Source organism: Neptunomonas sp. (genome assembly GCF_016744175.1).
Classification (GTDB): Bacteria; Pseudomonadota; Gammaproteobacteria; order Pseudomonadales; family Balneatricaceae; genus Neptunomonas.
On the sequence record NZ_JADGEV010000006.1, the window covers coordinates 91,424 to 105,459 of the forward strand.

Annotated in this window: 12 protein-coding genes; 8 read left to right on the top strand and 4 right to left on the bottom strand. The window is 44.5% G+C overall.

What is annotated here, in order from left to right:
• Positions 1–17: 17 nt before the first annotated feature.
• The gene (locus QZZ55_RS04155) at positions 18–848 is read right to left on the bottom strand and encodes an NAD-dependent protein deacetylase (protein WP_293265616.1); all 831 of its coding nucleotides are present in this window, start codon (positions 846–848) and stop codon (positions 18–20) included.
• Positions 841–2,697 carry a sodium:proton antiporter gene (locus tag QZZ55_RS04160; protein ID WP_293265618.1) on the bottom strand — a complete coding sequence of 619 codons (1,857 nt, stop codon included), beginning with the start codon at positions 2,695–2,697 and terminating at the stop codon, positions 841–843. The genes QZZ55_RS04155 and QZZ55_RS04160 overlap by 8 nt, the downstream gene beginning before the upstream one ends.
• A 242-nt stretch (positions 2,698–2,939) precedes the next feature.
• Here QZZ55_RS04160 and QZZ55_RS04165 point away from each other — a divergent pair, with 242 nt between their 5' ends.
• The 7 genes from QZZ55_RS04165 to QZZ55_RS04195 all read left to right on the top strand — a co-directional run bounded on the left by QZZ55_RS04165 (position 2,940) and on the right by QZZ55_RS04195 (position 10,411).
• On the top strand, positions 2,940–4,403 hold the full coding sequence (locus QZZ55_RS04165) for a PLP-dependent aminotransferase family protein (RefSeq protein ID WP_293265620.1): 1,464 nt from the start codon (positions 2,940–2,942) through the stop codon (positions 4,401–4,403).
• Between the two features lie 220 nt (positions 4,404–4,623).
• Entirely contained in the window at positions 4,624–6,162 is a 1,539-nt protein-coding gene (mmsA, locus tag QZZ55_RS04170) for a CoA-acylating methylmalonate-semialdehyde dehydrogenase (protein ID WP_293265622.1), read from the top strand.
• Positions 6,163–6,351: 189 nt separating this feature from the next.
• The gene (locus tag QZZ55_RS04175) at positions 6,352–7,140 is read left to right on the top strand and encodes a putative hydro-lyase (RefSeq protein ID WP_293265624.1); all 789 of its coding nucleotides are present in this window, start codon (positions 6,352–6,354) and stop codon (positions 7,138–7,140) included.
• A gap of 20 nt (positions 7,141–7,160) precedes the next feature.
• Positions 7,161–7,922 carry a 5-oxoprolinase subunit PxpA gene (locus QZZ55_RS04180; protein ID WP_293265626.1) on the top strand — a complete coding sequence of 254 codons (762 nt, stop codon included), beginning with the start codon at positions 7,161–7,163 and terminating at the stop codon, positions 7,920–7,922.
• The gene (pxpB, locus tag QZZ55_RS04185; RefSeq protein WP_293265628.1) at positions 7,919–8,596 is read left to right on the top strand and encodes a 5-oxoprolinase subunit PxpB; all 678 of its coding nucleotides are present in this window, start codon (positions 7,919–7,921) and stop codon (positions 8,594–8,596) included. The genes QZZ55_RS04180 and pxpB overlap by 4 nt, the downstream gene beginning before the upstream one ends.
• Positions 8,593–9,531, top strand: a complete 939-nt coding sequence (locus QZZ55_RS04190) for a biotin-dependent carboxyltransferase family protein (RefSeq protein ID WP_293265630.1) — start codon at positions 8,593–8,595, stop codon at positions 9,529–9,531. Before pxpB ends, QZZ55_RS04190 begins: the two co-directional genes overlap by 4 nt.
• Positions 9,532–9,559: 28 nt before the next feature.
• On the top strand, positions 9,560–10,411 hold the full coding sequence (locus QZZ55_RS04195) for a DUF4392 domain-containing protein (RefSeq protein WP_293265632.1): 852 nt from the start codon (positions 9,560–9,562) through the stop codon (positions 10,409–10,411).
• A 163-nt stretch (positions 10,412–10,574) separates the two neighbouring features.
• Here the strand turns inward: QZZ55_RS04195 and QZZ55_RS04200 are convergent, their stop codons facing one another.
• Positions 10,575–11,309 carry a transporter substrate-binding domain-containing protein gene (locus QZZ55_RS04200; RefSeq protein WP_293265646.1) on the bottom strand — a complete coding sequence of 245 codons (735 nt, stop codon included), beginning with the start codon at positions 11,307–11,309 and terminating at the stop codon, positions 10,575–10,577.
• 204 nt (positions 11,310–11,513) lie between these two features.
• The gene (locus QZZ55_RS04205) at positions 11,514–12,428 is read right to left on the bottom strand and encodes a LysR family transcriptional regulator (RefSeq protein ID WP_293265648.1); all 915 of its coding nucleotides are present in this window, start codon (positions 12,426–12,428) and stop codon (positions 11,514–11,516) included.
• Positions 12,429–12,894: 466 nt separating this feature from the next.
• Between QZZ55_RS04205 and QZZ55_RS04210 the strand changes: the two genes are divergently transcribed.
• Entirely contained in the window at positions 12,895–13,761 is an 867-nt protein-coding gene (locus QZZ55_RS04210; protein WP_293265650.1) for an aminotransferase class IV, read from the top strand.
• Positions 13,762–14,036 lie beyond the last annotated feature (275 nt).

Below are 14,036 nucleotides of genomic sequence, written 5' to 3' on the forward strand. Positions count from 1 at the left end.
ATTAATCGCTGGCAACGTTAAGAGAGTTGTTCCAACGTGTCTTTAATGGATGAGTTTAATTTCAAGGTCAGTAGTTCGTCTGCGCGTGTTTTTCCTAGCGTTAGTGCTGCTATAGGGATGCCCCATTCATGCGCTCTTTTGCAAAAACGAAAACCTGAGTAGACCATCAAGGATGATCCTATCACGAGTAAACCATCTGCTCTTTTTAGCTGTTGGAGTGACTGTTCAACGAGTTGTCGGGGAACATTATCACCAAAAAACACAACATCGGGTTTTAGTACCCCTTCACAAGCAGGGCAGTTGCTGACTTTGAATAGACCAAAGTCTACACGTTCAAGGTCTGCATCGCCATCAGGAGCGGCGGCCGCCTTTAACTCTTTGAAACGAGGGTTTAATTCAAGCATCCAATCATGAACTTGGTTGCGAGAGTATTGAGCTGCGCATGTCATGCATCTTACGTTATCAGAGCGACCATGAAGGTCGATAATGTTTTGTTGTCCTGCTTCTTGGTGTAAACCATCAACATTTTGTGTAATAAGGAGAGGTATGTGCCCCGCTCTTTCTAGTTCAGTCAGCTTCTTATGCGATGCATTAGGTTTTGCATCTCGCATTATTGGCCATCCTACTAAGCTGCGTGCCCAGAAGCGTCGCCGTGTTGCTAAGTTATTCATGAAGTCATGGTGTTGAACGGGCTGTTTTCGTTTCCACTGAGCGTTGTGGTCCCGGTAATCAGGAATGCCTGAATCAGTGCTGATGCCCGCCCCTGTTAAAACAATTAATCGAGGGTGCCTTTCTATAAAAGCTTGTAGCTTAGATGCGGCAAGTTGTGCGATTAAAATGTCACTCATATGTGGGCGTTATATGAGTTTCTTGGAGACCGGTGTTAGTACTCTTATCAACAGAAGGGGAGGTTTCGATAGATAGAATTGTCCAACCCTCTTTTATAGCAAGCTCTTCTTCTGGAACGAAAAATCTGAGTCGACCTTCAGGGGTGGTGGCCATCAGAAGTGAACGGTTATCGCTATGTTCTTCTTTCCAGCGCGATAAGCTGTAATCTTCTGATAATGTAGTTGCTTTGAGGCGAGCATCTTGGCTCATAAGGCTAGAAAGTTTTTTGAATGAGAAGCTATCCTTGCCCATGGTTTTACCTTGATGCTCTGAAGCGACAGCATGGCGTGATGATGAAGTGCTAGTTTTGTCCGCCTTGATGGCATAAATAAAGCGGGTTTCAAATTCGCTGCGAAAATGTAGGCAGGCGAGTGCATTTATTTCATGCTGCGGTGTGGCGGCTAGTAGTTGTCCGTACCCACCTAGCTCGAGTTTTTCCGACACTCGTGTTGAAAGTGGGTTGCCGTGCAAGGTTTTTAGTCCAGCCATGCGGGCTTCGCTAATGTTCTCCCAGCTGGGGTCTATTAATAGCGTTGGAATATCTTGTTTGTCTAATGCAGTAGCAATCGCACGCGCTACTTTGTTGGCACCAATAATGACCAGTCCTTTTGATTCTGGTTCTGTTACTCCTAGTTTTAGTGCAATAAAGCGCGCAGTTGCGCTTTGGAATACCACCGTTCCAATAATTACCGAAAATGTAAGGGCCGTGAGCAGTTCGGCATTAGCATAGCCATTTTCTTCTAAGCGTAGCGCAAAAAAAGCAGAAACTGCTGCGGCGACTATACCGCGAGGTCCGACCCAAGCTATGAGGCTTTTTTCTTGCCAAGTAAGGTCACTGCCAATACTGCAAAGCCCCACAGAAATAGGGCGAACAATAAATTGTATGACGGCGAGCAAAGCTAGTGCAGGTAAGCCAAGGTCGATGAGATGATCTAAATTAAGGCGGGCCGCTAGTAAGATGAACAAGCCAGAGATCAAAAGAATAGTGAGGTTTTCTTTAAAGGATAGGATCTCTTCAATATGAATACCTTTGGCGTTGGCCAGCCAAATTCCCATAACAGTGACGGCTAATAAGCCTGATTCATGTGCCAGATGATTAGAGAGTGTGAACGTGGTAAGTACTAAGGCGAGTGTTCCAAAGGCGTGTAGATATTCAGGGAGCCAGTGACGACGAATCACAAAAGCCAATAAAAAGGCTGCGAATGCACCAAGAGATGAGCCTACCAGAATAATTTCGCCAAAAAGCAGCGCTGTATGGGATATCAATCCACTGGCTTGCTGGCTTGATATTATCCATTCGAACACAAGCACTGCCATGAGGGCGCCTATTGGATCGATAATAATCCCTTCCCAGCGTAAAACATTGGCGATACGGCTGGTGGCGCGTAACGTTCGTAGCATCGGAATGATAACAGTGGGGCCTGTGACGACCACAAGAGCACCAAATAATGCAGCTAGCTCGACAGGTAATTTAATAATTAAATGGGAGGCGATAGCTATCAGCGCCCAAGTGACTAGTGCTCCCCAGGTCACTAATCGCCGGACAACGCTACTGACATCGCGTACCTGATTAAAGTGTAGTGTTAAGCTGCCTTCAAACAAAATGATGGCAATAGAAAGTGAGACAACCGGAAAGAGTAAGTCACCAAACAGAGCGTCAGGGTCGAGTGTTTGGCTGACTGGGCCAAGCAAAATGCCGGTAACGAGTAGGAATAGAATAGCAGGGAGTTTTAAGCGCCATGCTAGCCACTGGCAAGCGATGCTGCACAGGGCGATGACTGCTAACAATGAGGTATCAGAGAGTTGCATTGATTATCCTATATGTCCTGTTCTTTAAGCTTTGTTTGGGTTGAGGGTAGTCACTTTACTGGCTTCTCACTGAAAATCCAGTATTGCCAGTTGTGAGATAAATGTACCTGTGTGTTGTTCTTCTTTGTAAAACAGTTCATTTCACTAAAAGGTCCGCTTGTTTCATAAAAGGTCACCTTGACCCGCTTGCTGAGGACGTACCATACTTTTATGTATAGTTATCAATAGTTGGTTAATCACTTATGCCATTCCACTTGTTCCATCTTGAAGCGGGTAGCAGCAGAACACTACAGCAGCAGATTCGCTCTCAGCTGACGGCGGCTATTTTGAATGGCAATATTCCTGTGGATATGGCATTGCCTTCAAGCCGTAAACTGTCTGAGCTACTGGGTGTTTCACGTAATACAGTCATTCGTGTTTATGAGTTAATGCTTAGTGAAAATGTGATTATTTCACGTGAACGAAGCGGCTACTACATCAACCCAGAATACCGTGCGCAGGCAGTGCTTCCTCGTAGTGAGGTGAGCGGTGATGATCAAGTTAATTGGAAGCGATTTCTACATCACAAACCTAGTGAACAGCGTAATATCGTGAAACAAAGCCACTGGCAGCGTTACACCTACCCTTTTGTTTATGGGCAGTTTGATCCACAAAGTTTTCCTATACAGCAGTGGCGAGAATGTTGTCGCGATTCTGTAACCGAAGCAGCAGTAGGTAATTGGGCATCAGACCAGTTAATGGATGATCCTATGTTGATTGAGCATATTCAGTCACATATTTTACCGAGACGCGGTATATGGGCCAAACCTGAGCAAATCCTGATTACCGTTGGAGCGCAGCATGCTATTTATCTTGTCTCACAGTTAGTGTTGCGCCCTGGTGATACGTTTGGCATTGAAGACCCCTGTTATGTGGATGTGCGTAATATTGCAGCAGCTCGTCCAGCGAATGTCGTACCTATCCCGTTAGATAATGAAGGCTTGGTAGTTGATGAGCGTTTGTCGGAGTGTGATTGTATTTATGTTACCCCTAGCCATCAATTCCCTACTACGGTAACGATGACATTGGAACGTCGAAAGCATCTATTGCTGAAAGCCGCAGAAGATGATTTTTTAATTATTGAAGATGATTACGAAGCTGAAGCTAATTTCACAGGCACACCGTGCCCCGCATTAAAAAGTATTGACCATGCTGGACGAGTAATTTATGTCGGGAGCTTTTCTAAAACCTTGGCACCGGGGCTGCGATTGGGCTACATGGTAGCAGATGAGGCGCTGATTAAAGAGGCGCATGCCTTACGTCGTTTAATGCTTCGCCAAGCGCCGATGAATAATCAACGAACCGTTGCATTGTTTATTGCGCGTGGTTATTACGATGCGCTCATTAATCGTCAGAGTCTGATGTATAAAGAGCGTTGGCATCTCATGCGAGAAGCATTGGCGCGACACCTTCCTAATAGTACAAATCCACCTACATTTGGGGGTTCCTCCTACTGGATTGAAGGGCCTGCGCAGTTGGATTCTAGAGAGCTTTCTGAACGGGCTAGGGCTGACAGTATATTGATTGAACCTGGTGAAATTTATTATGCGAAGGCTCCCTTGTTAAACTGTTTCAAATTAGGATATAGCTCAATAGCATCACAGAAAATTGAGCCTGGTATCGATCGTTTAGCGCAGTTGATTAATCGGTATTGGGGTAATAGCTAGGAATAAAATGGTTTCTTTGAGTGATTGTCGATCACTGTAATCTGGTTCCTTTTTCATTCTAAGGTGTGATACCAGCTTTAAGGGTTAAGTGAATCAACTGGTTCTCTGTGCTTAATCAATAGCCCCCTACACTAGGGCTATTCTGAAATAGCGATACTATCGATGGTTGTTGGAAATACAGCATCAACATAGTTAGCTGAACGCATGAGGCTTGGTTACCATGAGCGCAACGACTCCCTATTACAAAATTCGTGATTTTATTAATGGCGAATGGATTGAAAACCACACGCTTGAAACGGCACCATTGTACAACCCATCCACTGGGGCCGTGCTGGGCGAAGTTCCTTTAGGTAACGAAGAGTCTTCTCGGGCAGCCACCGCTGCCGCTGCCGAAGCTTACCCTGCATGGCGTGATACTCCGCTGCCTAAGCGCATGGATTATATCTTTGCTATGCATTTAGCTATGGTCGAGCGTAAAGAAAGTCTGGCTCAAGCTATTGCCATAGACCAAGCAAAACATATCGCAGAAGCACGGGGTGAAGTGCAGCGCGTTATTGAAATTATACAGATGGCTTGTACTATTCCTGCTCTAATTCAGGGCGAAACAGTACCGAGTATCGCTAAGAACATCAGTGGCCGTATTATTAGAGCGCCAATGGGTGTCTTTTGTGGTGTTGCGCCGTTTAACTTCCCTGCACTGGTATTTGGTTGGTTTATTCCGTTTGCTATCGGTGTTGGTAACACCTTTGTTTACAAGCCGTCGACTGAGTCGCCTTTGTTCATGCAGGAGATTATGGAGTTATTAACCTCCATTGGTTTACCTAAAGGCGTGGTCAACATCGTGCACGGTGATCGTGAGGTTGTCGAAGCGTGGTATGACGATGAGAAAGTAGCGGGTGTTTGTTTGGTGGGCTCTACACCTACTGCAAAAGCAATAGCGCAAGGCTGTGGGCGTCATGGTAAAAAAACCATGCTGCTTGGGGGTGCTAAGAACTTCTTAGCAGTGATGGATGATGCGCCGATGGACTTACTCGTTGAGAACGTTTTGATGTCGGGCTACGGGTCGGCTGGCCAGCGTTGCTTAGCAGTATCTAACATTGCTTGCGTCCCAGAAATTCACGATGAGTTTGTTGCACGTTTATTAGAAGCCTCAGAAAAGGTGACAGTGGGGGATGCTATGGACCCTGATGTTTTCATGGGGCCTGTTATTTCTAAAGCGGCAAAAGAGCGCATCGAAAAATACATTCAAATTGGATTAGATGAAGGTGCCACCCTGCTCTTGGACGGGCGTAGCCCTACGGTTTCAGGCGATAACCAAGATGGCTATTACGTAGGCCCAACGATATTTACTGATGTAACTCCTTGCATGCAGATTGCTAAAGAAGAGATCTTTGGACCTGTGCTAAGTATTATGAAAGTAGGTTGCATCGATGGTGCATTACGGATGATTAAGAACCATCCGATGGGTAATGGTGCTTGCATCTTTACTCAAAATGCCTACAACATTGAAAAATTTATCAATGAAGCTGATGTCGGCATGGTTGGCGTTAACGTAGGTATTTGTGCCCCTCATCCTTATATGCCATTTGGTGGCATTAAAGATTCATTAGTAGGTAACAACAAGGTACAGGGTAAAGCGGGTATCGATTTCTTTACGCAAAACAAAGTAGCCACTGTACGTGTAGTTGACCCTAAAGAGAGTCAAGCTGCCGTACCTGTATCAACAGGCAGTGATGTTAGGAGTTGTGTTGCTAGTTAGTAAGGCTGTGTAACCTCCATTGGCCGATCAATTGATCGGCCTTTTTTGTGTTTATAGCTTGGAAACTTATCTGATAGATAAAACTTATCAGTTGTAACAATTATTTTTCATTAGACACAGGGCTACTTTACAGAGCAAGCTATGCTGATCCCAAAGTAGTTTAAAAAGTAAACAGATTAGAGGCATGCTATGGACGTTAATATCTCTCCCTACGACCTTCGTCAGTTAATTCGCAGTGGTGAATTTACAGGTAATACCTCCGGTTATTCACAAGGATTTGTGCAGGGTAATTTGGCGATTATGCCAAAAGAGTGGGCGAACGATTTTTTACAGTTTTGCCAGCTGAACCCTAAACCTTGTCCAGTTATTGGTATGTCCTCAAACCCTGGCGACTTTTTGTTACCTGATCTGGGTAAAGACCTAGATATCCGTAGTGATATTCCGCGTTACCGTATTTATGAAAATGGCCAACTCACTCAGGAAGTTACAGATGTTCGTGAATTTTGGCGTGATGACCTAGTCACTTTTCTTCTGGGCTGTTCTTTTTCATTTGAAGAATCATTGATTGCAGATGGTCTAGAAGTGCGCAATATCACCGAAGGTGTCAACGTGCCTATGTATCGCACTAATATTGGCTGTCGTCCTGCTGGGCGCTTTAGTGGTACGACGGTGGTGAGCATGCGTCCGATGAAGCCTAAAGATGCGATTCGTGCGATTCAGATCTGTACACGCTTCCCATCCGTCCATGGTGCACCACTGCATTTTGGTAACCCTGCTGATATCGGTATCGATAATATTAATCAGCCTGATTTTGGTGATGCAGTGACGATTAAAGAAGGTGAAGTGCCGGTGTTCTGGGCATGTGGTGTTACGCCTCAAGTGGCAATAGAACAAGCGCGCCCACCTTTCTGTATTACTCATAGTCCTGGCCACATGTTGGTTACGGATATTCCTAACAGTCATTTGGCGATTATGTAATTGCTGCTGGGAGAATGACAATGTCTTTAAAATTGAATTGTGATTTAGGTGAAAGCTTCGGTTCCTGGAAAATGGGAATGGATGATGCAGTAATGCCGCATATTGATCAGGCTAATATTGCGTGTGGTTTTCATGCGGGCGACCCGCTTGTTATGCAAAAAACGCTACAGCTTGCTAAAACGCATGGTGTAAGCATTGGTGCTCATCCGGGTTACCCCGACCTAGTAGGGTTTGGGCGTCGATCTATTAAAGCCAATGATGCTGAGATTCAAGCGCTCATGTTGTATCAGATTTCTGCTTTAGATGGCATGGCAGCTTCCATGGGCTTGTCTCTGGCGTATGTAAAACCGCATGGTGCTCTATACAACGACATGATGGCTGATGACGCGGTACGTAAAAGTATTATGCAAGCGGTTGCTAGTTATCATCGTCCCATTTTTTTGATGTTGCAGGGTACGCCTGATGCGGTAAAACATCGTGCTGAAGCGGCTCAATGGGGCTTGAATCTGTGGTTTGAAGCCTTTGCAGATCGTTGCTATGCCGATGATGGTAAGTTGCTGTCTCGCACAAAAGAAGGTGCGGTGCATAACAGAGAGAAAATGTTGGCGCAGGTTATTCAGCTGGCTAATACCGGTACGGTTACCAGCGTCAGTGGCCATACCCTAAACCTGCATGCTGATACCTTATGTGTACATGGTGATAACCTTGCCGGTGTGCAAGCTATCGAGGAGATTCGTCAATTGATCTCTGAAGATGGTAATTCTGGAACAGCAGCAAAATGAACGTTGAAATTGCAGGCGAAAACTCCCTGATTATCTATTTTGGCGAAACCACTGATCCTCTGGTATCGGCTCAAGTACAGCAAGCCGCTGCTAGGCTAGAAACAGTGATGGCTGATACCTTGATAGATATGGTGCCTTCATATGCATCGCTGTTGGTGATTTATGATCAGTTCAAAACTGATCACTACGCAGTGCGCCGCCATATTCGCGAAACACTTACGCAGCTTGACGATGCCGAGCTGCAGGCCGGCCAGATTATCACACTGCCCGTCTATTACAGTGCAGAATCTGGCCCTGATCTTGAGGCTTTGGCAGAGAATGCAAAACTGACAGTAGCTGAAGTAATTAAAATCCATAGTGAGATGGAATACCGCGTGTATGCCATTGGTTTTGCGCCAGGCTTTGCTTACTTAGGTGAAGTTGATCCTCGTATTGCTGCTGCACGTTTAAGTACGCCCCGTCTTAAGGTTCCTCGTGGAGCTGTGGCTATTGCTGATCGCCAGACGGCGGTATATCCAGCAGTCTCTCCTGGCGGTTGGAATCTGATTGGATTGTGCCCAACGCGTATGTTTAATCCTGAAGCGGATCCTACGATGCCTGTACAGGTCGGAGATCGTGTACGCTTTTCGCCGATTGAGCGCGCTGAGTTTTTGGCATTGGGAGGTGAGCTATGAGTGGTTTTTTAGTTAAGCAACCTGGCTTACTAACCCTTATCCAAGATGCAGGGCGTTATGGTCAGCATCGTATCGGCCTGACAACCGGAGGGCCACTGGATGGTGAAGCATTTAAATGGGCTAACCGCCTGTGCGGTAATGAACTCGATGCAACGGGTTTGGAAGTAAGTATTGGCGGGCTTGTGCTTGAGGCTCAAGTTGATACTGCTCTGGCGGTTACTGGCGCAGATATGCCTTTCAAGATTAATGGTCAAGATGTAGCTCGCTGGTGTACTCATAAGGTAAAAGCTGGCGACAAAATTGAATTGGGATTTGCTACTTCAGGTTCGCGTGCTTATTTGACGGTAGCGGGTGGCTTTAATATAGGCCAGAGCTTTTCCAGTACGGCAACGGTTACGCGTGAAGCGGTCGGCGGATTGAGTGGCGATAAACTTAAGCAGGGTGATTTATTACCTTGTCAGGCACATCGCCCGACTGCTCTTTGGGCATTGCCTGAATCTGAGCAACCCGACTATAACGCTGATGTCACTTTACGCGTGATTCTGGGCTATCAGCACCGAACCTTTGATAGTGTGCAGCAGCGTTTGTTCTTTTCAAGTGAATATGTGTTATCTAGCCGCGCTGATCGCATGGGGTTTCGTTTAGAAGGGCAGCCGGTAAAGTCTCAGCTTAACGGTATTCTTTCTGAAGGGATTTGCCATGGTGCTATTCAAATTCCTGCTGATGGACAACCTATCGTCCTCTTAAATGATCGCCAGACTATTGGTGGTTACCCAAAAATTGGCTCTGTTGTTTCGCGTGATACTGCTCAACTATCACAAAGAATGCCGGGAGCGAAGATCCGCTTTGAAGAGATTAGCCTGGAGAAGGCTCACAACATCAATTGCTTGGCTCAGCGACGGTTTATCAACACGTCGCTACAACAAATAGCCTGAGCTTGACCCTAATTCCGGAGAATAATAAATGACTAATCAATGTAGATTAAATGAAGCGGCTTTGAGCTTACAGGTTGAAGATGCGCTAGTAGCAAGAAACTTACGTGGCATGAAAACGGTACAGCCTGCCTTGCAGACGGGTTATTACTTACGTGCTGCGCGTATCCTTAATAAATGTAAAGGACATGTGTTGATTGGTACCGGCTTTCCGGTGATTGATACCTTCGAGACCGATGGCCCTGTGGGTGCAATTGCGCTTTACAATGCGTTAGAAACGCTAGGAGCAACCCCGGTTATTGTGTGTGGTCCTCCTGTATCTCAGGCGTTGATGAAAAATTATCGCGTTCATGAGATCCGTGTTGGTGAGCACCAAGAACGCATGTTAGAAGCGTTTAAAGCCTTATATCACTTCCAGCCTGATGCGGTGTTGTCTATTGAGCGACCTGGGCAAGCAGCAGATGGTGGCTACTACAACATGCGTGGCGAAAGCATCAGCGAGCGTACGGCGTGCTTTGATACCTTTATTAACAATGCGAAGTGTCCAACGATTGGTATTGGTGATGGTGGCAATGAAATCGGTATGGGTAATATTACCGACGCGTTGAAAGACTTGGATATTGTCTCAGCTACGACGCAAGTTGATGAGTTGTTGATTGCAGATGTCTCTAACTGGGGAGCTTATGGCATTATGGCCATGCTCAGTGTTATGAATGACATTGACTTGTTAGCGGCAGTTAAACCACGTGAAATCTTAGAATATCTTTCTGGTCTTGGCAGTGTCGATGGCGTCACACGGCAAAATGAATTAACCGAAGACGGATTAGATCCATGTGAAGGTGAGGCGGTATTGCAGCAGCTTCGTCAGATTATTGCTAAATAGCTTACTTGCTAATTAACATTGCGCATCAACAGTGCTTTTAGTCTGTATTGAAGTTATCTCTTATTGATTTAATTTTTCTGCTATCTCTGTTGCTGCGCTCTGTTTATTTATGAGTTAACTCACCGCTTGAGAAATGGGCATATAATGAGGGGCTGGAATAATGTTAACGGCCTAAATATTCTCTTAGAATTCTATCAAGCGTTCCGTCTACGCGCATTAACTGCAAACCTTTATTAAAGTCACTGACAATTTTTTCACTATCAGGAATAGATTTAGAAACCATTATATAGAGTGCATTTGTTTGAAGAGGAGGTTGGATAAACACCAGTTTAATTGTGTCTTGTTGCTCTTCTATTGCGATAGAGCGCAATACATCAAACGCGCCAGCAACCATATCCACTCTATTTCGATAGAGTTTTCGGATATTCAACGTCGGTGAGGATACTTGTACTTTATTAAGGTAGTCTGCAGTATCGAACTCTTTAGAGTAGACATACCCTTGGTTGACACCAATTTTATAGGGTTTTAGGTTTTGTAAGTTTTCAACGGTATCAACCCCAAGTGTGTCTAGCGCAACCAGTCCTAAGTCTACGTTGTACACTGGGTTGCTATAACGGTAAGTAGAGGCTCTCTCGTCTCCATAATATGCACCGATTATAAAATCATTCTCTCCTTCTTTAACGTTCTTTAGCGCTCTATTCCAATTGATGAATTTAAATTCTGCTCCATGGCCAGTTCGGCTAAATGCCTCTTTAACAATGACAGACATAGCGCCACCATTTATTAATTCTGATCCCATATGTGGTGCCCAATCGGTTCCTACGCCTGTTACCACTCTAGAATGTGCGCTCGTCACTGCCATAAAAGAAAGTGCAATTGATAGTAATAACTTTTTCATTATGAAGATAATCCATTAATCAAAATAAATATTTTAGTAAGGGGCTCACACCAAAGTAGCATACAAAATTAATTTATGTCTCCACTCTTCTGAAAATGGATTATCTTTCTGTGGGGGATGCCATCCTAGTATCCTCAATGCGTTAATCTGGCGAATTTAAAATTATTTTCGGTGTGAGGGGAAGTCTATAATGGCTTTACCAGACTAGGAGGAAGAGCTATTTGAGGATAGAGGTACAGGGAACTGCATAATGGCTCGGCTGTCATCAGCCAGTAGGTTGGGTAAGGTGCGGTCATCATCGAGCCGCCAGCTGTAGCAAAAAGCTAATGCCGGTGGTTCTACTTGGGTTGTAAGTGCAATTAACTCCTTACTTTGAATTGACTGCTCTACCAAAGGTCTTGGCAATAAGGCTATACCAACACCTTGGCGAATAAGGTTGAGTAAGTTAGCCACTGAACTGCAGGTATGGATGACAGGCGGCTCATTTAACGCACCAAATAATTGTTGTAAGTAATGCCAAGGGCGGCTATCTCGCGGGAAGCTTAATATTGGCGCTGTCGCTAAGTCTTCAATAGTACAAAGAGTGTTATCTATAAGCGGGTTCCCAGGCGTGGCCACCCAGCATTGAGGGTAATTGCATAACGGATCGACCACTAGGTTAGGTGGGATACTCTGTTCTGCAACCATCAGAGCAAAATCAATTTGATGATTTTGCAACTGGCGAATTAGAGTGGGAGTCACGTCGCTTGTTAGTTCGAATGAGATCAGTGGGTGTAGTTCTTGCCAGTGTTTTAGCAATGATGATAACCACAAGTGTGCAAGGGTATCTGCGATCCCAATACGCAATGTGCCTTTTTGTGGCTTATCGTGATTAACTTGAGCTTTCATCTCTTGACTGATGGCAATCAGCTTTTCAGCATACGGTAAAAGTTGGCTTCCCCACGCAGTGATTCTTGTACCGCTCTTATCACGAATAAATAGCTGGACACCCAACTCTTCTTCTAACGCAATGATACGTGCAGAGATGGCGGGTTGACTTGCATGGAGTTGCTGCGAGGCTGCATGAAAGCTGCCAAGACGAGCGACTTTAATAAACGTAGAAAGGTTGCGTAGACGCATAGTGTTATTGGGCACCACAAGAAGAACATTGCAGTAGAGTATATTGTTACAGTGGGGGCTTTAATAGTGCAGGGGCATTTAGAGCGTCGCACTAACCTTCTTTTAAGGCGCTTTCATTTGTTAGGATATTCTTGTTAGGATGGGATCTGTTTTCTAATGAGAATACTGGGGATGCGACTTTAGAGTGAATTTGTTAGTGGGTTTATTGTCTGTTCATAAATGATTTTTTAGATAAATCATCTGTTTTTTTTGTGTTTATAGGTGTTTTTTATTTAATTGATTGGATGCTTGCAAAGAATCCACTTTTTGTAATATAAACCGTCTTCAATTTTATTAATCAGTGAAGCAGTTTTGCTTTCAAGCACGTCTTCAACGAATACTCTGCAGACTTGGCAGCCCTTACACAGGAGCTGTCGCTCAATCGTCCGCAAGTACCCATAGCAAGCATAATAAGAGGTAACTACATATGAGCATCGCATACTTAAACGGTGAATACCTTCCGTTGGAAGAAGCCCGCATTTCGCCGCTGGATCGTGGATTCTTGTTTGGTGATGGTATCTATGAAGTCATCCCATATTACAGCGGTAAGTCTGTTGGTTTAGTTCCTCATATTGAGCGCATGATTGATGGCTTGGCTGCAATTGAAATTAAATGCGAAAAGTCTGCCAACGAATGGAAAATTCTTCTGGATGATCTCATTGCACGTAACGAAGGTGCAACTAACAATTTAGGCGTGTATGTACATGTTTCACGCGGTACTGATGTTAAGCGTTTTCACGCATATCCTGAAAATGTAGAACCCACTATTTTTTGTTTTACATTCGGTATTAAAGACCCTGAACCAGTTGATCGTGAAAAAGCACATGCGTATACAGTAACGACGTCAGAAGACCTTCGTTGGAAAAGGTGTCATATCAAATCCACTGCATTGTTGGGCAATGTTATGCATTTTCAACAAGGTCACGCATCCGGTAACAGTGAGTGCTTACTGTATAACGCTAATAATGAGTTAACGGAAGGTAGCTCTGTCAATGCTTACATCGTTAAAGACGGTGTTGTTATCACGCCTATCCAAGATAATCAGATTTTGCCAGGCATTACACGCCGCATCATCATTGATAGTCTAGTCGCGGATGGTTCAATTAAGGTTGAAGAGCGAACAGTGACTATGGATGAAGTATATAACGCTGATGAAGTATGGATCAGTAGCTCATCTAAAGAAATTGCTCCTATTTCTGCAATTGATGGAAAGCCAGTGGGCAATGGGAAAGTTGGCCCTGTCTGGGAAGCTGCATTCCGTATCTATACAGATGCAAAATTTACTCATAGCTAAGCACTAGTAAGTCAAAAAAGCCCCGGTACTTATCTAGTATTCGGGGCTTTTTAGTTTTCAGAGTGTGTTTTTATGCAGTTTATAGGCTTGCTAATGACTCTTGTGCGTTTAGTTGAAGTAACCTTTAAGCATAGCAATGAATATGTATTTTGATTATATGTGAGCTGTTTTACTTTACTGTTTGAACTAATGTTTCCCTCAAATTTGAGTGTCTGGAATGACAAGTAACTCTTTAAATCAGCAGTGAGATCTAATAGATTATTTTATTAAGGTTA